This window comes from Pacificoceanicola onchidii (assembly GCF_004804335.1).
Taxonomy (GTDB): Bacteria; Pseudomonadota; Alphaproteobacteria; order Rhodobacterales; family Rhodobacteraceae; genus Pacificoceanicola; species Pacificoceanicola onchidii.
On the sequence record NZ_SRXY01000005.1, the window covers coordinates 147704 to 171706 of the forward strand.

Genomic DNA, 24003 nt, shown 5'->3' on the forward strand with positions numbered 1-24003 from the left:
ATACCTCGGGGAGTCGCGGCCCTGCCGCGACGGGGCAGCGCCCCGGACAAAAATTTTGGAAAATTTTTGCCGCGCGCAGAGCGCGCGTGGCCCCCAAATCGAACGCTGCACAAGACAAAGGCCGCCCAAACGGGGCGGCCTTTTTCATGGGTCCGGAGCGCCGGGGATCAGGCCATGGCCATTGCGCCATCGTCCTCTTCGTCGGTCTGATCCGCGTTCTGCTCTTCTTCGCTCTGGTTCTGCTGAACCATGACATCGTCGTAGACAACCGCGTACTGGCCCTGGTTTGCCTCTCCGGCTTCGGTGGCCGTGAGGGTGACGTTGTCGAGGATCGGCCCAAGGCTGTCGTTCTCGGAGGCCAGTTCGCGGAACTCGATGCGATCTTCGCCGCCGGTGCCGACAACCTCGATGCTGAACGTCTCCCAGTCGTCATCTTCGGGTGAAACCGTATCCACCAGCGTGCCGTTCCAGTAGATCTCGATGCTCTCGTTGTCCATGCCGCGCTGTGCGGCGTCAAATTCGAGCGTGTAGGACTGGCCTGCGGTGGTCTGGACGTCCTGGTAAAGGTTGTCCACCTCGCCGCCCGCGTGGCGGTCCAGCTCGACAAAGCTGCCGCCATCGGCGGTGTCGTAGCCCAGGAACCCGTTGCCCCAGGTCTCGATGCCGCCATTGTCGTTGGTCCAGCCTTCGGGATTGCCGTTGGCCTGCCATGTGTGATCGGCGGTGTCCGACTCAAGGCTGCCGTTGACCAGCAGGTTCTCACCCGTCTCCGCCTCGACCGCTTCGGTCACGGTCACTTCGATGTCATCGACAAGGATGTACTCGTTGCAGGCGGAAATGTCCGAGACGATGCGGAACTCGGCCGTCCCGGACGCGCCATCCAGAACGCCGCCGGAATATTCCAGCGTCTCGCTCTGATTGCCGAAGGTCTGGCCGGTCTGATCGCCCACCATTTCGGTGCCTTCGTCGTTGACGCGGAAGGTGTCCAGAGTGATCCACTCGCCATTGTCGAGACGCACCTGCACCTCCAGCGAATCCGCGTAATGGCCGGAGTTTTCGAACTCGTGGATGTTATAGGTGCGCGCGTCAAAGCTCAGCGTCACCGGGCCGTCGGTTTCCACTTCGGCCAGCTGCAGGTTGCCGTCATAGCGGCCATTGGTCAGCAACTCGCCGTAATACTGGAAGAAATCGTTCTCGACGATGTTCTCATTGGTTTGCCCATAGCCGCAGCGGCCCATGCCGCTCATGTCTTCGCTGATCGCGGTGACGGTCTGATAGACCACCTCCGGCTCGCCGCCGATACCGCCGGTCAGGGCAAGGCCATTGCCGGTTTCGGTGTTCACCACGGCGGTGAAGTTCGACAGGTCAAGATCTGCAATCGACAGGTTATAATCGCCGCCATCCATATACATGGTGACCATGGCCTGATCGACGTCGCCGTTCGAGGAATAAGGCACCGTGCCGAACTCCATGCGCACATCATAGGTGTCCTGTATCTGCGCACCGTTGTTGGTCTGGTTCATCGTGCCGGTGGTCACGTCGAAGCCGGTAACGTTCTGCCCGTTGGAGCCGATGGATTCGTCATACTCGGGGAAGATGGTCAGCGTGTCCGCCAGCGCCGGGTCATTGTAGTTGAAAAAGAGCGCATCGATGTCCGTGTTGTCCGGGTCTTCGGAAAAGACCTGAAAAACCAGATTGCCGCCATCTTCGGTGATGACAAGGCGGACCTGCGGGTTTGTCCCGAGAAGGATCTCGGTGCTGCCGGTGGTGGACATGGGTGGGCTCCAATGAATTCGTTAAACGTCAGGCGGTTCGTCCGGTTTTTGCCTTGTTTTCGCCGCAAGCACCCGGCTTTTGACGGAAACACTCTGTTTCGGCCCTCTTTGCGCCACAATTGCCCCGGCTTTGTTAACCTCTTCTTTAACAGTCTGTTCCCACAGGGTTTATTGTTGCCGGGCCGGGACCCGCCCGAATGTGGCACGGGCATGAAAAAGGGCCGCCCGGTTGGGGCGGCCCTTTGAGATTCGCGCGGTGCGCCGTTGGCTTACCGGGTTTCGATATCCGCGTAATCGCGCTCGGTCTCGCCGAGGTAAAGCTGACGCGGACGGCCAATCTTGTGGCCCGGATCGGCGAGCTGTTCTTTCCACTGGGACACCCAGCCGACGGTCCGCGACAGCGCGAAGATCGGGGTGAACATGGAGGTCGGGAAGCCCATCGCTTCGAGAATGATACCGGAGTAGAAGTCCACGTTCGGGAAGAGCTTCTTCTCGGAGAAGTAGGGGTCGGCCAGCGCAGCCTGTTCCAGCGCCTTGGCGGTGGCGAGGATCGGGTTGTTCTCGACACCCAGAAGATCCAGCACCTCGTCGGCGGATTGCTTCATCACCGTCGCGCGCGGGTCGAAGTTCTTGTAGACGCGGTGGCCAAAGCCCATCAGGCGGAACGGATCGCTCTTGTCCTTGGCGCGGGCGATGTACTCCGGAATGCGGTCCGGGGTGCCGATTTCCTTGAGCATCTCGAGGCAGGCCTGGTTCGCACCGCCGTGGGCCGGACCCCAGAGGCAGGCGATGCCGGCCGCGATGCAGGCAAACGGGTTTGCACCGGAGGAGGAGGCCAGACGCACGGTGGAGGTCGAAGCATTCTGCTCGTGGTCCGCGTGCAGGGTGAAGATTCGGTCCATCGCGCGGCTCAGGATCGGGTTCACGTGGTATTCTTCGGCCGGAACCGCGAAACACATGTGCAGGAAGTTGGCCGCGTAATCGAGATCGTTGCGCGGATACACAAACGGCTGACCGATGGAGTACTTGTAAGCCATCGCCGCGATGGTGGGCATCTTGGCGATCAGGCGGTGCGAGGCAACCTCGCGCTGGCGCGGATCGGCGATGTCGGTGCTGTCGTGATAGAAGGCGGACATGGCGCCCACGACGCCGACCATGGTTGCCATCGGATGCGCATCCCGGCGGAAGCCGCGGAAGAAGTTGTGCATCTGCTCATGGATCATGGTGTGGCGGGTGATGGTGCTTTCGAACTCTTCGAGCTCGGCCGCGGTCGGGAGCGAGCCGTAAAGCAGCAGGAAGCAGACTTCGAGGTAATGCGATTTGCCCGCCAGCTGGTCGATCGGGTAGCCACGGTGCAGAAGTTCACCCTTGTCACCGTCGATAAAGGTGATGGTGCTGTCGCAGGAGGCGGTGGAGGTGAAGCCCGGGTCATAGGTAAAGACACCGGCCTGACCGTACAACTTGCGGATGTCGAGGACATCGGGGCCAGCGGTCGGCGAATGGATCGGTAGATCGTAGCTGGTCCCGTCGATCGTGAGCGTCGCGGTTTTTGTTGTGTCAGCCATGCATATCATCCCTTTATATACGGTGGGGCGGGGCCGCGCGGCGGCCCACACCATTCTATGTCGCGATGGCCGACGGTGCGGTTAGTCCGCGCCTCCGGCCGCGTTGATGCGGGCAAGGGATTCCTCCCGGCCCAGAACGAGCATCATGTCAAAGACGCTCGGGGTTGCAGCTCGCCCGGCGAGGGCCGCCCGCAGCGGTCCAGCCAGCTTTCCGAACTTGGTCCCTTGATCCTCAGCGAAGCGGTTCATGACCGCCTCCAGTTCCTCACGCGACCAGCTAGCATTTTGCAGATGCGGCGTCAATGTATCCAGTATACCACGGGATACCGGATCAAGGTGTTTCGCGGCCTTCTCTTCCACCTCGATCGGGCGCTCTGTCATAACAAAGTGCGCTTTTTCAAGCAGTTCCGGGAAGTTTTTGGCGCGTTCCTTGAGGCAATACATGCCCCGCGACAGGCCGTCGCGCTGCGACACTGTGAGCGCATCTTCCCCCTTGGCAGCCCGGAATTCCTCCAGTTCTTGCAGCAGTGCAGCATCCTCCGCCGCGGCAATGTGCTGACCGCAGATGTTGTCCAGTTTCTTGAAATCGAACCGCGCCGGCGATTTTCCGATTCCTTCGAGATTGAACCATTCCTTTGCCTGATCATCGGTAAAGAATTCGTCATCGCCATGGCTCCAGCCAAGCCGGGCGAGGTAGTTGCGCATGCCCGCCGCCGGATAGCCCAGCGTCTGGTAATCCTCGACCCCGGTCGCGCCGTGGCGTTTCGACATTTTCTTGCCGTCCGGCCCGTGGATCAGCGGGATATGCGCATAGACCGGCAGGTCCCAGCCCATGGCGATGTAAATGCCCATCTGGCGGGCTGCGTTGTTCAGGTGATCGTCGCCCCGGATCACATGGGTCACACCCATGTCGTGATCGTCCACAACAACCGCAAGCATATACACCGGCGTGCCGTCCGAGCGCAGCAGGATCATGTCGTCCAGCTGATCGTTGCGGATCGTCACCTTGCCCTGAACCTGATCGTCGATCACCGTCTCGCCGTCCTGCGGGGTCTTGAGGCGGATCGCATAAGGGGCGTCCGGGTGCGTGGCCGAATCCGCATCGCGCCAGGGCGACTGGAACAGGGTCGAGCGTTTTTCGGCCCGCGCCGCCTCGCGGAAGGCTTCGATCTCCTCCTGGGTCGAGAAGCACTTGTAGGCCGCGCCTTTCTCCAGCAGAGCCAGCGCCACTTCGCGGTGCCTCTCGGCCCCCGCCGCCTGGCTGACAACCTCGCCATCGTGATCAAGGCCAAGCCAATCCATGCCTTTCAGGATCGCCGCCGTGGCCTCCGGCGTGGAGCGGGCGAGGTCCGTGTCTTCGATGCGCAAAAGGAACTTGCCGCCGCGACCACGCGCAAACAGCCAGTTGAACAGAGCGGTGCGCGCGCCGCCAATATGCAGGTAGCCCGTGGGCGAGGGGGCGAAACGGGTTACGACTTCGGTCATCTTGGTTAACCTTTTGATAACGGTGGCGAGGGTAGCTTGGGCCGTTCCTTATCTACCCCTAGGGCGCGGGGCAAGCGATGGCAGGCCTCTTTTCCATGGCCGCGAATACGGTGCTGATGCAGCGCGGGTTCCTTTTCCCGTGGGCGCCGGTGTGCCTTGCGCTGGGAATTGGTCTCTATTTCGGACTGCGGGTGGAGCCGCCTGTGTGGCTGCTGGCCTTGGGGCTTTTGGCACTGGTGCCGGGATTTTTCCTGATGCGTTTGGCGGGCGATGTTTTCGGGCCGTTTTTTGTGGCCTTCACCCTGATCGCCGCGGGCTTTGGCCTCGCGGGGGCCAAGGCGCATTGGGTGGCGGGGCCAGTGCTCGATTTTCGCTATTACGGCAGCATCGAAGGGCGCATCGTCAAGATCGACCGCTCCGCCTCGGATGCGGTTCGGCTGACATTGGACCGGGTGGTGCTCGAACGGATGAACCCCGCCGACACACCGCATCGCGTGCGCGTCTCCTTGCATGGCCAGCAAGGGTTTATCGAGCCGAAACCCGGGGCGACGGTGATCCTCACCGGTCATCTCAATGCCCCCGGCGGCGCGGTGGAGCCCGGCGGGTTTGATTTCAAACGCCACGCATGGTTCCTGCACCTCGGCGGCATCGGCTATACCCGCACGCCGGTCCTGCTGCTTGAGCCGCCCTCGCGCGGGCTCTGGGTCTTCAAGGCGCGTATGTGGCTGTCCTCCCGCGTGCAAAGCGCTTTGCCCGGAGAAGCCGGGGCCTTTGCCGCTGCCGTCATGTCCGGCGATCGCTCCGGAATGGGGCAGACGACGCTCGGGTACCTGCGCGACACCAACCTCGCGCACCTTCTGGCCATCTCCGGTCTGCACATGGGGCTGCTCGCCGGGTTTGTCTTTGCCGTCCTGCGCGTCGGCCTGCTGCTTGTCCCGCGCTTTCGCTACCATGCGCCGGTGAAGAAATGGGCAGCAGGCGGGGCCTTGCTCGCGGCTTTCGGCTACCTGCTGCTCTCGGGCGGCAACGTGGCGACCGAACGCGCTTTTGTCATGGCAGCGGTGGCGCTCTGTGCTTTGATCTTCGAGAAGCGGGCGATCTCCCTGCGCGCGGTGGCCATGGCGGCGCTGATCATCCTGATCCTGCACCCCGAGGCGCTGTTCAGCCCCGGCTTCCAGATGTCCTTTGCGGCGACAACGGCGCTTGTGGCGGTGTTCGAGGCGGTGAACCGCTGGCGCGCCGTGGGCCGCGATCTGCCGCGTTGGACGGGGCCCGTCATTGGGCTGGTGATCTCTTCCGCTGTTGCGGGCCTCGCCACAGCCCCCGTTGGCATGGCGCATTTCAACCAATCGGCCACCTTCGGCCTGATCGCCAACCTGATCTCGGTCCCGGTCATGGGGCTGATCGTGGTGCCGATGGGCGTGGTTGCGGGGCTTTTGATGCCCTTCGGGCTTGATTGGATTCCGCTCTGGGCCATGGGGCTGGGGCTCGACTGGATCCTTGGCGTGGCAGAGACCATCGCAGGCTGGCCCGGCGCGGTGCGCCCGATCATTGCGCCCCCCGCATGGGTCTTGCCGGTGCTGGCAATGGGCGGGCTGATCCTGTGTATCTGGCGCGGATGGGGAAGGGCGGTGGGCCTCGTGCCCATGGCGCTCGCCACCCTTGTCTGGACCCAATCCGAACGCCCGGCGCTGCTGATCGCGGACAATGGTGCACTTGTGGGGCTGATGACAGAGGAAGGCCGCGCGCTCTCCCGCCCGAAAGGGTCCGGCTTTGTCGCCGGGTCCTGGCTTGAAAACGACGGCGAGGGGGCAACGCAGGCCAGCGCCGGGGCGCTTTGGCCGGGAGAGGGTGGGCGCACGCGGCGCGCGGAGTTCGGGGATTTCGAGGTGGTGCACCTGCAAGGCAAACGCGCGGCAAGGGCCTGGAACGCGTGCCGCCCGCGCCAGATCATCATCTCAAGCGTCGATCTTGCGTTGAAAGGGCCTTGTACGCGATTTGATCCGGTTGCACTCAAGGCGAGCGGCTCCGTCGCGCTCTGGATGGGAGAGGACGGCCCGCGCATGCTCACAGCCGCGCAGGCCTCCGGTCACAGGCTCTGGCACGGGACAAGACCCGCGCCGAGGGACGTGGCCGCCGCTCAGTAGGTGCGGATCAGCCCGATCAGCTTGCCCTGAACGCTGACCTGCCCGGCGGGCAGAATGCGCGGCTCATACTTGGGGTTGGCCGCCTCCAGAACGATCATGTCGTCCTTGCGACGGAAGGTTTTCAGCGTCGCCTCATAACCTTCGACCTGTGCCACGACGATGTCGCCTTCCTGCGCCACGCTGGTCTCGGAAATGATCACCACGTCGCCGTCATTGATCCCGGCCTCGATCATGGAATCGCCTTTGACTTCAAGCGCATAATGCTTGCCTTGCCCTTTGAGCATGGCGGGCGGGACGGAAATCATCGGGGGCGAATCGTTGATCGCCTCGATCGGCACACCGGCGGCGATGCGGCCCATCAGCGGCAGCTCGCTCGCTTCGCTTTGGAAGTCCCGCGCGGCGGCCGGTGTGTGATCGGGACGGTCGCCATCAATCACCCGAGGCGAGAACCCGGCGGGGCGGCCACCCAGGCTTTCGGGCAGTTTGACCACCTCGATGGCCCGCGCCCGATGCGCCAGACGGCGAATGAAACCGCGCTCTTCCAACGCGGTGATCAGACGGTGAATGCCGGATTTCGAACGCAGGTTCAGCGCGTCTTTCATCTCGTCAAAGCTTGGCGGAACCCCGTCGCGGATCATCCGCTTGTTAATGAAATCCAGCAGATCGAGTTGTTTCTTAGTCAGCATGCTCGTCCCCTCGGGAGGTTATTTGTTAACGTTTGTTCTACGCCTGTTCACGTTTTGTGTCAACAATTTCCTCTGGGTAAGGCGCGCGGTGACTGGATGAAAAGGGTGTCCCTTCATCTTGGTTTACGAACTCTTGCTGTTCAGAGGCGGCTTAGAGCGGGATGTACTCGACCCTCTCGCCAACGTCGCGCGCGGGGTCGCGCACGGGCCGCACGAGAAGCGCATTTGATGCGCCCAGAACGCTCAGAAGCACTGAATCTTGCCGATCCGCCGCGTGAATGCCCGCATCGGTGCAAACTGCCCGCATGTAGTGTTCGCGCGGGCCATTCTCGCCCAGAGGCTTGGTGAGCGGCGCCGTCAGGCGCGGCTGCGGCTCTGCACCGAGGCCCAGCATCGCGCGGATCACCGGCGCGACAAAGACATGCCCGCAGACCATGGCGGACACCGGATTACCCGGCAGTCCGATCATCATGGCTTCGCCCAGCCGCCCTGACATCAGGGGCTTGCCGGGGCGCATGGCGACCTTGTGAAAGCTCTGCTGCATGCCCAGCTCAGCGGCGACCGGCGCAACCAGATCATGATCGCCCACCGACGCCCCGCCAATTGTGATCACAAGATCCGCATCATCAATCAGGCCAAACACGGTCTTGAGCGACGCGGCATTGTCGCGGGCGATAGGCAGCATGCGCGGCTCTGCGCCGATACCGCTCAGCAGCGCGTGCAGGCCGAAGGTGTTGGAGGCAATGATCTGATCGGGGCCGGGGGTCTCGCCGGGCATGACCAGTTCGTCACCGGTGGACATGAGCGCCACGATGGGACGGCGGCGCACAGGCACGCGGGCGATATTCATGGACGCCAGAAGCGCGATGTCGCCGGGGGTCAGGACGCGGGGGGCAGTCAGGCTGCTGCCAGTCTGGAAATCATTCCCGGCGGGGCGAATATAAGGTTTCGGATCAAGGCCCTCCTGAACCGTGATCGACTCGCCATCCCGGATGACATCCTCTTGAATAACCACACGATTTGCGCCCTGCGGCACCGGCGCGCCGGTAAAGATGCGCACCGCTTCACCCGCATGGACAGAGCCGTCAAACCGATGCCCTGCTGCGCTTTCGCCGATAACGGTGAAGCGGTCGCCGGGGGCGGCGTTCTGAACCGCGTAGCCATCCATGGCGGAGGCCGGGAAGGGCGGTTGATCGCGCGTGCTGAACACGTCCTGCGCCAGCACCCGGCCAGAGGCCTCCAAAAGCGGCACCTCTTCGATCTCCAGCACCGGGGCCAGTTCGAACAGTCGGGCGAGGGCGTCTGTGACGGTGATCATTCCGCCTCGTACCGCCCGGATTTGCCGCCGTCCTTCAAAGTCACATGGATGCCGCCGATTTCCATAGCCTTATCAACAGCTTTGACCATGTCATAGACGGTGAGCGCAGCGGTGGAGACGGCTGTCAGAGCCTCCATTTCAACCCCGGTCTGGCCGGTGGTCTTGACCGTCGCCTCGATGCGCAGGCCCGGCAGGTCCGGGTCCTGGGTCAGATCGACAGTGACCTTGGTCACGGGCAAGGGATGGCAAAGCGGGATCAACTCGGGGGTCTTCTTGGCCCCCATGATGCCCGCGAGGCGAGCGACGCCGATCACGTCGCCTTTCTTGGCGCGGCCTTCGGTGATCAGGGCAAAAGTCTCGGGGGCCATCCTGACCCAACCCGCGGCGGTGGCGATGCGGGAGGTCACGGCCTTTTCGGAGACGTCCACCATGTGGGCGTTCCCGGAGGCGTCGAAATGGGTCAGATCGCTCATGCGGGCACCGGGTTTTTCAAAAGGGTTTGCGTGGCGGCGGTGACGTCTTCCTTGCGCATCAGGCTCTCGCCGATGAGGAAGGCGCGCGCGCCGTGGGCGGCCATGTCGGCAAGATCTTCCGGAGTGTTGAGGCCGGACTCGGAGATCAGGAACCGCCCCTCGGGAATGCGTTTCGACAGTTCACGTGTTGTCTCAAGAGTGGTCTCGAAGGTCTTGAGATTGCGGTTGTTTACGCCGATGAGCTTTGACTTCAATTCAAGCGCCCGGTCGAGTTCTTCGCCGTCATGTACCTCAATAAGCGCATCCATGCCCCATTCAAAAGCGGCGGCCTCCAGTTCGGTGGCCTGGGCGTCGGAAACCGATGCCATGATGATCAGGATGCAGTCCGCATTCAGCGCGCGGGCCTCGGCGACCTGATAGGTGTCGTACATGAAATCCTTGCGCAGCGCCGGCATGTTGGTGGCGGCGCGGGCCTGAACGAGGAAGTCTTTGGCCCCTTGAAAGGACGGCGTGTCGGTGAGAACGGAGAGGCAGGTTGCGCCGCCCATCTCATAGGCTTTGGCGAGTTTCGCGGGCTCGAAATCGGCGCGGATGAGGCCTTTGGACGGGGAGGCTTTCTTGACCTCGGAGATCAGCCCATAACCTGCGGCGGCGGCCTTGAAGAGCGCCTCGCCAAAGGGGCGGATGGGCGCGGCGGCTTTGGCTTCGGCCTCGATATCCGCATAGGGTTTCACCGCCTTGTCGGCGGCGACCTCTTCGAGTTTGTAGGCCTTGATCTTGTCCAGAATGGTCGTGGTCATGTCGGTGTCGTCCAGTTGATGGGCGTGTCCCCATTGGCTTTAAGCCACTCGTTCACCGCCGAAAAGGGGCGCGAGCCGAAAAAGCCGCGCCGGGCGGAGAGCGGCGAGGGGTGGGCGGTCTTGAGGATCAGGTGATCCGGGCCGGTGATGTGTTTCTCGTACGACTGTGCTGGCTTGCCCCAGAGCAGGAAGGCGCGGGGGCGATCCGAGAGCTTTTGCAGCACATCGGCGGTCAGGTGTTTCCAGCCAAGCTTGGCATGGGCATTGGCCTCACCGGCGGGGACGGTGAGGCAGGTGTTCAGCAGCAAAACACCCTGCGCCGCCCAGAACCGCAGATCGCCATTGGGCGGGGTGGCGCCGAGATCCTCCTGCAACTCCTTGTAAATGTTTTTCAAAGAGCGGGGCAGGGGGCGTACGTCCGGCTCCACCGAAAAGGCAAGGCCGTGGGCGTGGCCGGGTGTGGGATAGGGATCCTGCCCGAGGATCACGGCCTTCACCTGATCCGGTGGGCAAGCCGCCAGTGCCGCAAAGCGCTGCGGCTCGGGAGGCAGAATCTGACGGGTGTCGGCGGCAATGGCGGCACTGAGATCAGGCCAGATCCGCGAGAAGAACGGCAGGGTCTGCCAGCCGTTGAGGTCCGCAAGCGCTGTCATGGTCTGTTACGCTGTGCCGCGCAGCTTGACCAAGCCACCTTTGCGCCAGAACAGAGCCAGGAAAACTGCCATCAGAATCGGCCCAAAGGCAAGCCCGAGCGGCCAGTGCATCCACCCGCTTTCGCGCGGCTGGCCGGTTTCGACCCGGTAGTTTTCTGGATTGCCGGGGGCGTAGGTCACATCAAAGGTGTCGTCGGTTTCCATGAAATTGAACACGGCCCTGGTGCTCTTGCTGCCCTCAATAGTCACGCCGTCTACCTCAAAGGTGAAATCGGCATAGGGCAAGTCTGTGTTGCACAGGGCCGCCGTCAGACCGGTTTCACCGGGGCAGGTTGCGGGTTTGATATAGCGGTTTGTGACCGTTGCTGTCGCGATCAGGCCTTCGCGGTCGAGAAAACTCCGTTCGCGCAGCGTTTGGTAACCGTCAAAGGTGAACCAAAGGGAAAGCGCGAGAAAAAACAGGGCGATGTAGGGGCTTTTGCGGTTAAACAACCAGAAAACGATATCCAACTCGATGGTCCTTGTGCGTTAAGGATTTGTAGCCTTGGCCAAAGCCGTGACTTTTGACAGGGCGGCCCCGCTGTCGATGCTTTCGCGTGCCATCTCAGCGCCTTCGCGCAGAGTGCTGGCCTTGCGCGCGATGCAGAGCGCGGCGGCGGCGTTGAGCAGCACCGCGTCGCGGTAGGCGTTTTGCGCGCCGTCCAGCAGCGCGCGGAACGCCTTGCCGTTTTCTTCCGGAGTGCCGCCGAGGATCGCTTCGAACGGATGCACTGGAAGGCCCGCGTCTTCGGGGTGAATCTCGGTCTCCTTGATGCTGCCGTCCTCTTCCAGCGCGGCCACCCAGGAGACACCTGTGATGGTCAGCTCATCGGTGCCGTCCGAGCCGTGTACCAGCCATGCGCATTCGCTCCCCAGCTGGCCCAGCACTTCGGCCATGGGCCGGATCAGGGTGCGGGAGAAGGCCCCTGTCAGCTGGCGCTTGACGCCTGCGGGGTTGGTCAAAGGTCCGAGAATGTTGAAGATCGTGCGTGTGGCCAGCTCCGTGCGCACCGGGCCGACATGGGCCATGGCCGGGTGGTGCATGGGGGCCATCATGAAGCAGATGCCCACATCCGCGAGTGCTTTTTCCACTACCTCGGGCGAAGACATCACGTTGATGCCCATCTGCCCCAGAGCATCCGCCGCGCCGGATTTGGACGACAGGTTGCGATTGCCGTGTTTGGCCACCGGCACGCCCGCGCCTGCGACCACAAAGGCGGTGGCGGTGGAGATGTTCAGCGTGCCCTTGCCATCGCCCCCGGTGCCAACGATGTCCATCGCGCCATCTGGGGCGGTAATGGCGTTGCACTTGGCGCGCATCACGGCGGCGGCGGCGGCATATTCATCCACCGTCTCGCCGCGTGTGCGCAGCGCCATCAGAAGGCCGCCGATCTGGGCCGGTGTGGCTTCGCCGTTGAACAGGATCGTAAAGGCGTCTTCAGCCTCGGCGCGGGTCAGCGGGCGGTCGGCGGCAGCGCCGATCAGGGGTTTGATGTCTGTGCTCATGCCGGGGCTCTTCGTTGGGGGAGGGTTTCCGAGGCAGGCCGCGACAAACAGACACAAATTTGATGCAGTTGCGGCATGGCTCTCTACTCAGGGGTGGCGGCGCGGGGCCGGGTCGCGGTATACATGCGCAGGCGGGCCCGCTGGCGTCAAGACCACCGGGAGGTGAGGCACCCCGCATGCGGCAGACAGACCCTTTTGCAACCGTTAAGCGGAGCAGGGTCAGGCAGAGAGGCATCGATCGGACATGGCACGCGGATTTGTGTTGGGAGCGCTCTGGGGAACAGTGGTTGCGGGCCTTGGGGCCGGGGCAATGTCGCTGATGTTGGGCACGCCGGACAGAGGCGTGCAACCCAGCCCGGATGTTCAGGGCGGGGCTCTTGCATCGCCGCCCGAGACGGCCAACGCACCCGAAGCGCCGGTTGCAGGCGAGGACGCGCCGGTCTCCGAGACCGCCCCTGCGCCGATGCAAAAACCGCAGGAAGACGCCGCGCCCGAGGGGCTCGCTGAGGCCAGCCCGCCGCCAGAGCCCGAGACCGTGGACACCGCGCCAGAGCCGGAACCGGCCCCGAGCGCTGAGGACAGCGCCGCACAGCCTGCGCCAGAAACGGACCGCGAGATTGCAACGACAGAGGCAGAGCCGCTGGACCAGCCTGCCAGCCCCGAGGCTCCGGCCCCGGATGCGCGCCCGACACCGGCCCCGCAGATTGGCGAGGCCCCGGAAGCGCCTTTGCCCGCCTTCGAGGAAGAAGGGGCGACGCCTGCACCGGTGACTGCCGATACGGCGGTGCGTACCGATGCGCCGGAGGCGGTGGCCGAAACGGTTGAAACAGATTCCCGGCCGCAGGTCTCCGAGACCCCGGCACCGCTGCCCGAGCCAGAGCCAAAGCCGGTAGAGCAGGCGGCCGAGTCGCCGCGCGACTCCGCGCCTGCGGCCTCCGAGGACGGTCCGGGCACACCTGCACCCGGTCTGCTCAGCCGCAGCCCGGCGGTGCCGCAGGGGCGTCTGGCCAGTATTGGCGATGCGCCGGAGGCCGAGGAGACAGCGGCAAGCCCTGCGGCGGACGGGCCGCTGGTGCAATACGGCGCAAAGGTTCAGGTTGACCCCGACCAGCCGCGCCTTGCGATTGTGCTGATCGACGACGGCAGCGGGCCACTGGGGCCGGATGCGCTCGAATCCTTCCCGTTTCCGGTGACCTTTGCCATCGCGCCGAGCCACCCGGATGCCGCCAATGCGGCGCGGGCCTATCGCAAGTTTGGCTTCGAAGTCATGGCCATGGCCGCCGTGCCGGACGGCGCGCAGGCTGCGGACGTGGAGGTGATCCTCGCCGGGACGCTCGACGCGGTGCCCGAGGCGATCGGGGTGATCGAAAACCCGAACGGCAGCCTGCAGAGTGACCGCGCGATCTCCAATCAGGTGACGGCGGTTCTGGCGGCCACGGGCCACGGGCTTGTAACCTTGCCCAAAGGGTTGAACACCGCGCAGCAGCTGGCGGCCAAGGCAGGCGTGCCCTCGGCCACGCTGTTCCGCGATTTCGACGGGGAAGGGCAGGATGCAACCGTGATCCGGCGGTTCCTCAACCAGGCCGCGCTCCGCTCCGGGCAGGACGGCTCCGCGATCATGCTCGGGCGTTTGCGCGCGGATACGATCTCGGCGCTGATGCTCTGGGGTTTGCAGGACCGGGCGTCGACGGTGGCTCTGGTGCCGGTCTCGCTGGTGCTGAAGGAAAGCCAGCAGTAACGGCAGGGTCTGACCTCAGGGTGCGCTTTGGGGACGGGTCGAGATGCCCGGCGGGCCTCACGCCACCGAAGCAATCCGGCTGCCCATGCCGTTCCGCAACATGCGCGCCTCATAGCCGCGCAGGCAAACCCGCGCCGCCGCGCCGTAACTGCCGGGATCGCTGCGCAGGTCGGGCAGGGCGGTGAACAGGGCCTCGCGAGACGCGGCGTCCAGCGCCTCCAGCCCGGTGTCGCCTGCAAAGAAGCTCTCGGTCGCCATGCCCTCGGCATAGATCACCGCGTGGCAGGGCAGCAGCAGGTGGTGATAAGTCACCTCGCCAGCCCGCCCGCGCGTCACGGTCTCGCCGTCGATCAGGTGGCGCGCCGCTGCAAAGACCTCGCGCGCGCCGAACAACAGCTCTGCCTCCGGGCTTTCGATCAGCATGCGGTGCTGGGGCGAGACAACCAGAGGCCGCGCCCCGCCAAACAGGTGCGGTGCGATGGAAACAGGGGCGTTTTCGCCCCGGGCCAGCATCCGCCGTGCGCCCGTCCAGATCAGAGGCATAAGCCCGTGATCGCGGGTCATGATCAGATCGCCGGGGGCCAGTGTTTCCACCGGGCGCGGACCGGTGTCTGTGAGGATGCGCGTGCCGGGGGTGAAGCAGATCACGCTGTCGATATTGGAGAAATTCACCACCGTGCCATCGAGCAGCGTGACCGTCCCGGTCAGCTCGCCGCCGGTGTTGTCGGTGATGGTGATGGTCGAGCGATCCGCCAGCCCGTTCAGGTCCAGCGTATCGCCGCCGGTCTGGCCGGTGGTGTTGCCTTCGATGGTGATCACGCCCGGCGCTTCGCCGGTGTCGGTGATCTGGATGACATCGTCCCCGTCGCCGCCGAAGACCGTATCGCCGACACCCGCGATAATCGTATCATTGCCGGTCCCGCCGCTCAGGCTGTCCGCGCCAAGGCCGCCCGCGATGGTGTCATCGCCGCTGCCGCCAAGGATCGTGTCACTGCCCGACCCGCCATCCAGGCTGTCGTTCTCGGAGCCGCCGTCGATGTAGTCCGCGCCCGCGCCGCCGAGAATGGAATCCGCGCCTTCTTCGCCATAGAGCGAGTCGTCGCCACCCGCGCCGTCCAGAGTGTCATCCCCCAGACCGCCGTAGAAGACGTTGGTCCCGGTCGCGCCCGACCCGTCATAGCCGGTGAGACTGTCGCCGAAATCGGAGCCAATGATGCCTTCCACACCGCCGCCGTCCACGTCGCCATCCGCATGGCCACCGCTGAACGTGTTGGTGCCGAGGTTGATCGTTACCGCCGCGTCGGAATTCTCGTAGGTGGCAAAGTCGAGCCCCGCGCCGCCGGTCAGCGTATCCGCGCCCACGCCGCCTTCCAGCGTGTCGTCGCCTGTGCCGCCGTCCAGCGTGTCATTCCCCAGCCCGCCGTTCAGGCTGTCATCATCCGCGCCGCCTTCCAGCGTGTCATTGCCGCCTTCGCCAAACAGCGTGTCATTGCCGGTGCCGCCGATCAGGCTGTCATCACCGGAGGCGACGGGCACGGCCTCAAAGCTCAGATCGGTGACCCAGATGGCCTGCGTGTTGCCCTGCGCGTTGCCATAGATGATCTCGATCTCGGACACGGGGCCCGCGATCTGCACCAGCACGGAGCCACCGACCTGGTTGGGGTTCTCGGCCACCGTCTCGGCGGTGATCGTGTTCCCGACAAGCGTATCGCCCCCGCCCAAGGTAAAGGTGACCGAAACCGGATTTCCGTCCGCGTCATAGGCGTTGACCGTGACAACATCGGTGTGGTTCGCATTGCCCCAGTCGATGTCGTTGATGCGAAATTCGACGTTCTCCACCTCATCCTCGGCCTCTCCTTCGGAGCTTGAGGAGAAGTTGATCGTGGTTGTGGAGGTCGCGCCGTCGCCCTGGCCAAACAGGTACAACGCGGAGTTGGGATCAAAGCCGCCCACCGCATATTGCGTGGTGCCGGTGTCCACTTCGAAGGTCGGGTTGTTGTTGCCGGTGTTGGTGAAGCCCACCGTGACGTCGATGCTGCCGGTGTCCTGCGTGAATCCGGCAGACAAATCTGTGCCGTTGCCGCCCTCAGCGGACCAGTCCAGCGTTTCGTCCACGTTGCCGGGCGTGTAATTGCCGTAATCGCCGTAAACGAGGTCGTCGCCCGCGCCCGCGTCCACCGTATCGCCGCCTTGCCCGGCGGTGACCGTGTCATTGCCTGCGCCGGAGCGGATATCATCGGCATTGCCCGCGCTGTCCGGACTGTCGCCGTCGCCGTCCACGAAATCGGGATCAATGACATCATCGCCGCTGGTGCCGGTGACGATGCCATCGGATGGGACAACGTAGGTCGGGGCGGTCACCACCGAGGATGAGGTCAGCGTATCAACCGGGCCAAAGTCCGGCACGAAATAGACGTTGCCGTCCGTGCCGAGGTAATAAACCCCCGGTTCCTGCACATCGGTAAAGGTCGAGCCACCCCACGTGCCGGACCAGATCCATTGCCCGGCACCAAGATTGGTGTCGGTTGTAAAGGTGATCAGCGCGCCGCTGATCACATCGCCGGAATCCAGACTGTTGTCACCAAGGGTGACCAGATACCCGCTGGGCATACCGTTACTCCTGCCTCGTCAGGACCGGTGCGTAGACCGGTGACAGAGCACCCGCCGGGGTTTTCCCGGTCAGGCATTGAACCTCTTTCTGCGATCATGCCCTGAAGTGCTTGATTTCAAAAGCGGAACGCAGAGATTGGTGCAGGATTAGCCAACAATTGTGGCAAATTTGCGGAAAATTGCCCGGGTTTACGGGGAAACAGGCCGGGATTTCCCGGCCTGAAACAGGGGTGGGTTCAGGGTGTAAAAGGAGGCGAACCAGCGGTTCGACGACTGGCTCGCCTCAGGGGATTACACAAAGAAATCCACGTGTTTGCCAAGCGGCAACGTACGGTGTCTCTGCCCGGTCAGATCAAAGATCGCATTGGCCAGCGCCGGGGCCGCAGGCGGCGTGCCCGGCTCGCCAATTCCGTTCAGACGCTCTTGATTTTGCAGGATTTTCACCGAAACCGGGGGCATCTGGCTCATGCGCAGCGGCTCATAGTCGGGATAGTTCTGCTGCTGCACCACGCCGCCGTCAAAGGTGATCTCCTCACCCATTGCCGCAGACAGCCCATAGGCCAGACCCCCCGTCAATTGCGTCTCGATAATGCCCGGATCCAGCGCAACGCCCACATCCGCCGCCATCCATGCGCCGGTCAGGCGGATGCCGTCTTCCGTATCCTTGACCTCGATCACCACGGCCACGGGCGTGCCAAAGCTGTAGACCATGGCCAGCCCGCGCCCGACGCCCTCCGGCGTCTCGCCGGTCCAGCCGCTCATGTCGCGCACCGCCTCAAGGCAGTAAAACGCCGGAAGCCACTCATCGCGCGTCAGTTTGAGTCGCATCTCCATCGGATCCTCGCCAGCCGCTACGGCCATCTCATCCATGAAGCTCTCATGGAAAAAACCGTTGAAGCTCGCCCCCACCGCGCGCCAGAACCCCAGCGGCGGCTCGATCATTGGCCGGTGACCCGCGATCCGGTAGTTGGGGATGCCATAAGGCTGGTTAAACGCGCCATCCACGATCGAACGATCCGGCCCGGCAGGCGTAAAGCCCATCCAGCGGTTCATCGCCTGCGCCGCAATCGATGGAGAGGCGATCTTGCCGTCGAAAACCACCGGCATGCCGTCCTTGACCGCGCCTTTCATGCGCGCAATGGCGGGCGGGCGGTAGAAATCATGTGTCATGTCTTCTTCGCGTGACCACGTCACGTTCACCGGCGTGCCGGGCAGGGCGGCGGCGACCTTCGTCGCGATAACCGCATAGTCAAACTCGCCCCGGCGGCCAAAGCTGCCACCCATCATCGTGACATTGACCTCCACATCCTCCGGGTCGATCCCGGCCGCATCGGCGCAGGCGGCCTGCAGGAAGGTTGGCCCCTGATTGCCACACCACAGGCGCAGTTTTTCCCCATCAAACCAGGCGGTTGCGTTCATGGGTTCAAGCGGCGCATGGGACAGGAAAGGCACGCGATACTCCGCCGCCAGCTCTGTGGCCCCCTCCGGCATGTCATCCGGCGCACCGTCGTCGCGCATGAGCGAATCCGCCTCTTCGTCAAACGAGGCCTCCAGCGCGGCATAGGCGTCTTCGGTGGTCTTGGGGTAATTCGCGGGCAGCCATTCGATGTCGATGGCCTCCAGCGCCTGCATCGCCAGCCATGTGTTGCTTGCAATCACCGCCACCCCGTCGCCAAGGTCGACGACCTTTTCAACTCCGGCCATGCGCCCCGCTTCAAACCCGTCAAAGGATTTCATGCCCGAGCGCGTCGGTGCCATGCGCACGGCGGCGTATTTCATCCCCGGCAGGCGCGTGTCGATGCCGAACTGTGCGGTGCCGGTGGACTTGCCGGGAATGTCGATGCGCTTTTGCGCATTGCCCAGAAGCCGCCACTCCGACGGGTTCTTGAGCCGCACCTTCGGCGCCTCGATCCCCTCCAGTTCTCCGGCCAGATCCGCATAGGCGATCTCGGTCCCATCCGGGGCCATGACCACGCCGCGCGCGGTTTTCAGCGAGGCGCGATCCACGCCCAGCCGCCGCGCCGCCGCTTCCTTCAGCATCTCGCGCGCGCCTGCGCCCATGACCCGCATGCGCTCGAAGCCGTCTTTCATCGCGCTCGACCCGCCCGTCACCTGCATGTCAAAGACCTTGCCCAGATGTCCCATGGCCTCGCCCAGAGAATGCATGAAACCGCTGGCATCATAGCCTTTGGTCGGCAGCCCTTCAGCGAGCAGCGCGCTGTTGTAATAGGCCTTGGCGGGCGGGCCGTGGATCACCGTGACCTGCTCCAGTTCCACATCCAGTTCCTCGGCCAAAAGCGCGGCCCAGGTGGTGTGCGTGCCTTGCCCCATCTCCGCGCGCGGCGCGATCAGGTGAATGCCGTCTTGGGTGATCATGACAAAGGGGTTGAGGCTGGCCTCATCCGCGCCCGGTTTCAGCGGGTTCGGGGCAGGGCGGCTCACATACCACGCGCCAAAGGCCGCGCCGCCCACAACGGCAAGCGATCCGAACAGAAAGGTGCGACGGGCAATTTTTCCGATGCTGGCCATGTCTTATGCTCCTTCGCTGACGGATTTGATCGCGGCGCGAATGCGCGGGTAGGTGCCGCAGCGGCACAGGTTGCCACTCATCGCCGCATCAATGTCGTCGTCGCTCGGGTTCGGGTTTTCCTCCAGAAGCGCGGCTGCCTGCATGATTTGCCCGGACTGGCAGTACCCGCATTGCGCCACCTGATGGTCAATCCAAGCCTGTTGAAGCCGGTGCAGATTGTCCGGCTGGCCAATCCCTTCCACCGTGGTGACCTCGCCCCAGACATCGCCAAGGCTCACCTGGCAGGAGCGCACCGCCTCACCATCCACATGCACCGTGCAGGCCCCGCAGGCCGCCACGCCGCAGCCGTATTTTGTCCCGGTCAGGTTCAGTTCGTCGCGCAGCACCCAGAGCAAGGGCACATCTTCAGGCAGGTCGACATCATGGGCTTTGCCGTTCACGGTGATACTGGGCATGGCGTGTCCTTTGTTTGGCTTTCTGACAAAATTAGCGCAAAGTGTCAGCCTGTCAAGTTGACATTTTGTGCACGTTTTGTCAGCGTGTCATCATGAGAGACGAAACGGACAAAGAAAGCATTAAACGTCAAGCTGTCCTGCAGGCCGCCTTTGGCGTGTTTGCCCAATACGGCTTTGCCCGCACCTCCATGTCGGACATCGCCCGCGCCGCAGGCATGTCCCGCCCGGCGCTCTATCAGTATTTCGGCGGCAAAGAAGACATCGCCCGCTCGCTGGTCGCCGCCTTCTATGGCGAGGCTACCGCGGCCGTGACCGAAGCTCTTTCGGGACAGGGGACGGTCACCGAACTCTTGCAAGCCGCCTTCCGCGCGAAGTCCGGTCCGGGCATGGAGGCACTGCTCAGCAGCCCGCACGGCGAAGACATGCTGGAGGTCAGCAACAATATCGCCGCCGCCGAGGCGCAGGAGGGGCGCAAAACCCTCGTCGCCGCCTTCGCCGCCTGGCTCGAGCATATGGACCGTTCCGGGCGCATCCGTCTGAACGACGCGCCGCATGCGCTGGCCGACAGCATGATCGCCGCTCTGGAAGGGGCCAAGGCGGGCGGTCGCGCCCCGGACTACCCCACCTATCTGGCCCACCTCGATCGCATGGCCCGCCTCTTCGGCGCAGCGCTCACCGCCTGAGCGCCCCTGGTTTCTTTGTGCCAAAAACATCCTGGGGAGTCGCAGCCCTGCTGCGGCGGGGCAAGGCCCCAATCAAAATTTTGTCCCGGCAAAATTTTCCTCGGCCCGAAGCCTCAAACCTCCCCGCCTGCAATCTGAAGCGCCTGACCGTTCACGCTGCCGGACTGCGGGCCGCATAGAAACAGCGCGGCCTCCGCCACTTCGGACGGGGCAATCAAACGTCCGTGCGGGTTGATGTCAGTCATCAACCGCCGCGCTTCCTCTTCGCCCAGTCCCGTGCGCTGCATGATCGAGGCGGTGTTGCGGCTAACGATCTCCGTGTCCACATAGGCCGGGCAGAGCGCGTTGAACGTTAAGGGCTTTTGCGCGTAATCCGCCGCCAGCCCGCGGATCAGGCCGATCAGCGCGTGTTTGGAGGCGGAATAGGCGGGCGCGCCTTTCAGCCCTTTGACCCCGGCAATGGAAGAAACCGCGATGACGCGCCCCCAGTCGGTCCCGGTCATGGAGCGCAGGCATTCGCGGATCGTCAGAAACGCCCCGTCGAGGTTCGTTGCCATCATGGTGCGCCAGAAATCCATGTCGGTCTTGAGCAGCGCGCGCCCCTCGGCGATCCCGGCATTGGCCACGCAGACCTGTACCGGCCCGCGCGCCTGCACCGCGCTGGCGACGCCGTCCACCACGGACGTCTCATCGCTCACATCCATGACGAGGGGGTGAATACGCAGGCTCTCGGCCTGTTTGAGCACGTCCATGCGCCGCCCGGTGATCGTGACCTCCGCCCCGTGGCTTGCCAGGGTTTGCGCGATGGCGAGCCCGATGCCCGTGCCACCCCCGGTGACCAATGCGTGTTTGCCTCTGAGCATGTCTTTCCTCCCCGTTCTCCCCACACCCTGACGCGGCGGATGCGCCGTGACAAGGCGTCGCCGCTCTGTTGGGGCTGGCATGTCTTGGCAATTTCATTCACACATGCGAATGTGTCTTCAGTTTAGGAGGAGCCTGTTCATGAAAACCCTGGGACTGTCATTCACCGCCGCTTTGCTGGCCACTGCAAGCGCGGCAGTCGCGCATGATGACATCGCGGATCTTTATCCGCAGTCGGAGCTTTACGCCAAGCCGGTGCAGGTGATTCCCGGTGTCTGGTCCGCGATCGGTGCAACCGCCCCGCCGACTTATGAAAATTCCGGCCACAACAACAACCTGTCGTTCATTGTGACCGGCGAGGGCGTGGTGGTGATCAACGGCGGCGCAAGCGTGCGTCTGGCAAAGGCTCTGCACGATGAGATCAAGGCGGTCACCGATCAGCCGGTAAAGCTGGTGATCAATGAGAATGGGCAGGGGCATGCGGTGCTCGGCAATGCCTATTGGGCCGATCTGGGCGTGGATATCCTCGCGCATGAGGATGCGACGGCGGTTGTTGTCGAAGATGGCGATTTCATCCTGCAGGGCATGGAACGCTACAACCGCGACAAAGCCGAAGGCACGCGGGTTGTTCCTGCGAACCTGTCGTTTTCGGACACCTATGACGCGAGCATGGGCGGTGTGACAATCGAAGTGCTGCATCTTGGCCCGGCGCATGATCCGGGTGACGTGCAGGTCTGGCTGCCGGAGCAGGGCATGGTGATCGCGGGTGATCTGGCCTTCCATGAGCGCATGCCCCCGATTTTTGAAGGCATCTGCACCAGCTGTTGGATCGAGACCTTTGAAGGGCCGTTTGTGGACCTTGGCGCGACCTACGTGATCCCCGGCCACGGCCATCCGACAAACATGGAGATGGTGACCATCGAGACCGTGGGCTACCTCAAGGACCTGCGCGAAAAGATCGGCGCGCATATTGACGAAGGCGGCGATCTGGCCGGGGCCTATTACGTGGATCAGTCCGCATGGGAGTATCTCGACACGTTCGAAGAGCTGGCCACCAAGAACGCCGGCCGGGTGTATGAGGAGATGGAATGGGAATGATCCTGCCAAAGCAGGATTTTTCCCACACAGGCGTTATTCAAGGAGACCAAATTTCCTCGAGGAAATTTGCAAATTCCATGGATGGAATTTGCCCTCCCCGATAGGATTGTTTCATGACCCTGACACGACTTGCACAGATCACCGCTCTCGCCCTCATGCCCGCGCCCCTTTGGGCCGAGGATCTGACCGATGCGGTCACCGGTTACATCGAGTTTGAACCTTATGACAGCGGCATCATCCTGCCCGAACAGCTGACCGAAGAAGTTTGGGGCGACATCACCTTTGTCGACACCCGCAGCGCGGATCAGTTCGAGGCAGGGACCATTCCCGGTGCACGCCACATCGAATGGCGCGCGGTGCCGGGGCGGCTGGACGACTTGCCGGAGGCGGGCAAGGTTGTTCTGTTTTGCAACACGGGGAGCCTTTCGGCGCAGGCGGTCTTTGCGGCGCGGCTTCTGGGTCGCGATAACGTGGTTGTCCTGCAGTCGGGCTTTCTCGGCTGGCAGGAGACCGCAGCGTACAGGCCCTGAGATGAAATGGATTGATCTGCCCCCTGTCTGGCTTCTGGCCTGTCTGGCGCTGGCGTGGTGGCAGAAGACGCAGCATGCCATGGGGTTGAGCTTTGGCCCGGTCTGGGCGGATCTTCTGGGCGGGCTGCTGGTGGGTGGCGGGATCATACTTGCGCTGCTGGCGGTCTACGAGATGCGCCGCCATCGTACCACGATCATCCCGCACCAAACTGCGGACCGGCTTGTGACCTCTGGCATTTTCTCCCGCACCCGCAATCCGATCTACCTCGGGGATGTGCTGATCCTTGCGGGGCTGATCCTCTTTTGGGACGCGGTGCTGTCGCTGCCGCTGATCCCGGTCTTTGTCTGGATTATTGAAAAGCGGTTTATCGAGCCGGAAGAGGCGCGGCTTCGGAAAAAGTTTTCGCGCGACTTCCTGCGCTACAGCGGCGAGACGCGGCGCTGGGTCTGACTGTTTAGGGCCTTAGGGCAGGGCGGCGGCGGTGCGGCTGCGCACGTTTTCGAGACTGCCTTCGTAGGTGGGCAAGCCCCGGGTCAGCCAGCCTTTGCCACGCGGCCCGCCAACCATGCCCTCGCTCACGTCCACAAGGCCGGGAAAGCCCTGATCGGCCAGAGCGCGGGTCACATGGCCGGTGCGGTTGCCGGTGCGGCAGATCAGCGCCAGCGGCGTGTTCGGGTTGGCCTGCCGCAGGGAGACCAGCGCCTGAACGAAGGTTTCGGTGGTCATATCGAGGCCAATTGCCCCTTCGGCGACGCCGGTTTGCAGCCATTCCTCGGGGCGGCGGATGTCGATCAGGATGATCTCGCCGGTGCTGGCGGCGGCAAAGGCCTTGTCCGCCGTCATATGACCGATTTGCGCGCCGGTCTGGGCGAAGAGGTCCTGCGGCAGCGCGGCAAGCGCCGCCGCGCTCGCCAGCAGGGTCGTCAGAAAACCGCGTCGGCCCATGGCCGGGCTCGGGTTGAACAGGGTCGATCGCATGGCCGGAGTTCCTCGCTTGTGCATTGAGGTGGGGATAGCCGAAAAACATTCCAAAGTCTGCAGGTAAAGTGC

General features: G+C 63.6%; 21 protein-coding genes. 6 read left to right on the forward strand and 15 right to left on the reverse strand.

Translation table 11 applies throughout. The features are described from left to right. Positions 1–167: 167 nt before the first annotated feature. The 3 genes from E4662_RS14290 to gltX form a co-directional block, all read right to left on the reverse strand. Positions 168–1775, reverse strand: coding sequence for a DUF642 domain-containing protein (locus E4662_RS14290; protein ID WP_136442269.1), 1608 nt, complete (start codon positions 1773–1775; stop codon positions 168–170). Positions 1776–2044: 269 nt separating this feature from the next. Continuing rightward, a complete protein-coding gene (gene gltA / locus E4662_RS14295) occupies positions 2045–3340 on the reverse strand; it encodes a citrate synthase (RefSeq protein ID WP_136442270.1) in 1296 nt (431 codons plus the stop codon). Between the two features lie 81 nt (positions 3341–3421). Next, on the reverse strand, positions 3422–4825 hold the full coding sequence (gene gltX, locus E4662_RS14300; RefSeq protein WP_136442271.1) for a glutamate--tRNA ligase: 1404 nt from the start codon (positions 4823–4825) through the stop codon (positions 3422–3424). A 77-nt stretch (positions 4826–4902) separates the two neighbouring features. Between gltX and E4662_RS14305 the strand changes: the two genes are divergently transcribed. Then, positions 4903–6972, forward strand: coding sequence for a ComEC/Rec2 family competence protein (locus E4662_RS14305; protein ID WP_136442272.1), 2070 nt, complete (start codon positions 4903–4905; stop codon positions 6970–6972). Here E4662_RS14305 and lexA read toward each other — a convergent pair. From lexA to trpD, 7 genes are all read right to left on the reverse strand, one after another. After that, the gene (gene lexA, locus E4662_RS14310; protein WP_136442273.1) at positions 6966–7658 is read right to left on the reverse strand and encodes a transcriptional repressor LexA; all 693 of its coding nucleotides are present in this window, start codon (positions 7656–7658) and stop codon (positions 6966–6968) included. The two genes, E4662_RS14305 and lexA, sit on opposite strands and share 7 nt — an antisense overlap. Before the next feature lie 151 nt (positions 7659–7809). Next, on the reverse strand, positions 7810–8976 hold the full coding sequence (locus E4662_RS14315; protein ID WP_136442274.1) for a molybdopterin molybdotransferase MoeA: 1167 nt from the start codon (positions 8974–8976) through the stop codon (positions 7810–7812). Continuing rightward, complete coding sequence (gene moaC, locus E4662_RS14320; protein WP_136442275.1) at positions 8973–9449, reverse strand: cyclic pyranopterin monophosphate synthase MoaC; 477 nt, start codon at positions 9447–9449, stop codon at positions 8973–8975. Before moaC ends, E4662_RS14315 begins: the two co-directional genes overlap by 4 nt. After that, the gene (gene trpC / locus E4662_RS14325) at positions 9446–10249 is read right to left on the reverse strand and encodes an indole-3-glycerol phosphate synthase TrpC (protein ID WP_136442276.1); all 804 of its coding nucleotides are present in this window, start codon (positions 10247–10249) and stop codon (positions 9446–9448) included. Before trpC ends, moaC begins: the two co-directional genes overlap by 4 nt. Beyond that, entirely contained in the window at positions 10246–10902 is a 657-nt protein-coding gene (locus E4662_RS14330; RefSeq protein ID WP_136442277.1) for a uracil-DNA glycosylase, read from the reverse strand. Before E4662_RS14330 ends, trpC begins: the two co-directional genes overlap by 4 nt. Before the next feature lie 6 nt (positions 10903–10908). After that, on the reverse strand, positions 10909–11412 hold the full coding sequence (locus E4662_RS14335) for a hypothetical protein (protein WP_136442278.1): 504 nt from the start codon (positions 11410–11412) through the stop codon (positions 10909–10911). 18 nt (positions 11413–11430) lie between these two features. Further along, positions 11431–12447 (reverse strand): anthranilate phosphoribosyltransferase, encoded by a 1017-nt coding sequence (trpD, locus tag E4662_RS14340; RefSeq protein WP_136442279.1) that lies wholly within the window; start codon positions 12445–12447, stop codon positions 11431–11433. A gap of 244 nt (positions 12448–12691) precedes the next feature. Between trpD and E4662_RS14345 the strand changes: the two genes are divergently transcribed. After that, complete coding sequence (locus E4662_RS14345) at positions 12692–14185, forward strand: divergent polysaccharide deacetylase family protein (RefSeq protein WP_136442280.1); 1494 nt, start codon at positions 12692–12694, stop codon at positions 14183–14185. Between the two features lie 57 nt (positions 14186–14242). On the opposite strand, the gene E4662_RS24430 is transcribed toward E4662_RS14345, so the two are convergent. The 3 genes from E4662_RS24430 to E4662_RS14360 all read right to left on the reverse strand — a co-directional run bounded on the left by E4662_RS24430 (position 14243) and on the right by E4662_RS14360 (position 19780). After that, complete coding sequence (locus E4662_RS24430; protein WP_136442281.1) at positions 14243–16795, reverse strand: Hint domain-containing protein; 2553 nt, start codon at positions 16793–16795, stop codon at positions 14243–14245. 291 nt (positions 16796–17086) lie between these two features. Next, positions 17087–19324: a xanthine dehydrogenase family protein molybdopterin-binding subunit gene (locus tag E4662_RS14355; RefSeq protein WP_136442282.1), complete on the reverse strand. Its 2238-nt coding sequence runs from the start codon at positions 19322–19324 to the stop codon at positions 17087–17089. Between the two features lie 3 nt (positions 19325–19327). After that, the gene (locus tag E4662_RS14360; protein ID WP_136442283.1) at positions 19328–19780 is read right to left on the reverse strand and encodes a (2Fe-2S)-binding protein; all 453 of its coding nucleotides are present in this window, start codon (positions 19778–19780) and stop codon (positions 19328–19330) included. A gap of 92 nt (positions 19781–19872) precedes the next feature. Between E4662_RS14360 and E4662_RS14365 the strand changes: the two genes are divergently transcribed. After that, positions 19873–20463 (forward strand): TetR/AcrR family transcriptional regulator, encoded by a 591-nt coding sequence (locus E4662_RS14365; RefSeq protein WP_136442284.1) that lies wholly within the window; start codon positions 19873–19875, stop codon positions 20461–20463. A 113-nt stretch (positions 20464–20576) separates the two neighbouring features. Here the strand turns inward: E4662_RS14365 and E4662_RS14370 are convergent, their stop codons facing one another. Then, positions 20577–21326 carry an SDR family NAD(P)-dependent oxidoreductase gene (locus tag E4662_RS14370; protein WP_136442285.1) on the reverse strand — a complete coding sequence of 250 codons (750 nt, stop codon included), beginning with the start codon at positions 21324–21326 and terminating at the stop codon, positions 20577–20579. Positions 21327–21465: 139 nt separating this feature from the next. Here E4662_RS14370 and E4662_RS14375 point away from each other — a divergent pair, with 139 nt between their 5' ends. The 3 genes from E4662_RS14375 (at position 21466) to E4662_RS14385 (ending at position 23403) form a co-directional block, all read left to right on the forward strand. After that, on the forward strand, positions 21466–22422 hold the full coding sequence (locus E4662_RS14375) for an MBL fold metallo-hydrolase (RefSeq protein ID WP_136442286.1): 957 nt from the start codon (positions 21466–21468) through the stop codon (positions 22420–22422). Positions 22423–22535: 113 nt separating this feature from the next. After that, complete coding sequence (locus E4662_RS14380; protein ID WP_136442287.1) at positions 22536–22952, forward strand: rhodanese-like domain-containing protein; 417 nt, start codon at positions 22536–22538, stop codon at positions 22950–22952. Position 22953: 1 nt separating this feature from the next. Beyond that, complete coding sequence (locus E4662_RS14385) at positions 22954–23403, forward strand: methyltransferase family protein (protein ID WP_136442288.1); 450 nt, start codon at positions 22954–22956, stop codon at positions 23401–23403. Positions 23404–23415: 12 nt separating this feature from the next. Here the strand turns inward: E4662_RS14385 and E4662_RS14390 are convergent, their stop codons facing one another. Then, a complete protein-coding gene (locus E4662_RS14390; RefSeq protein WP_206080298.1) occupies positions 23416–23931 on the reverse strand; it encodes a rhodanese-like domain-containing protein in 516 nt (171 codons plus the stop codon). Positions 23932–24003: the final 72 nt, after the last annotated feature.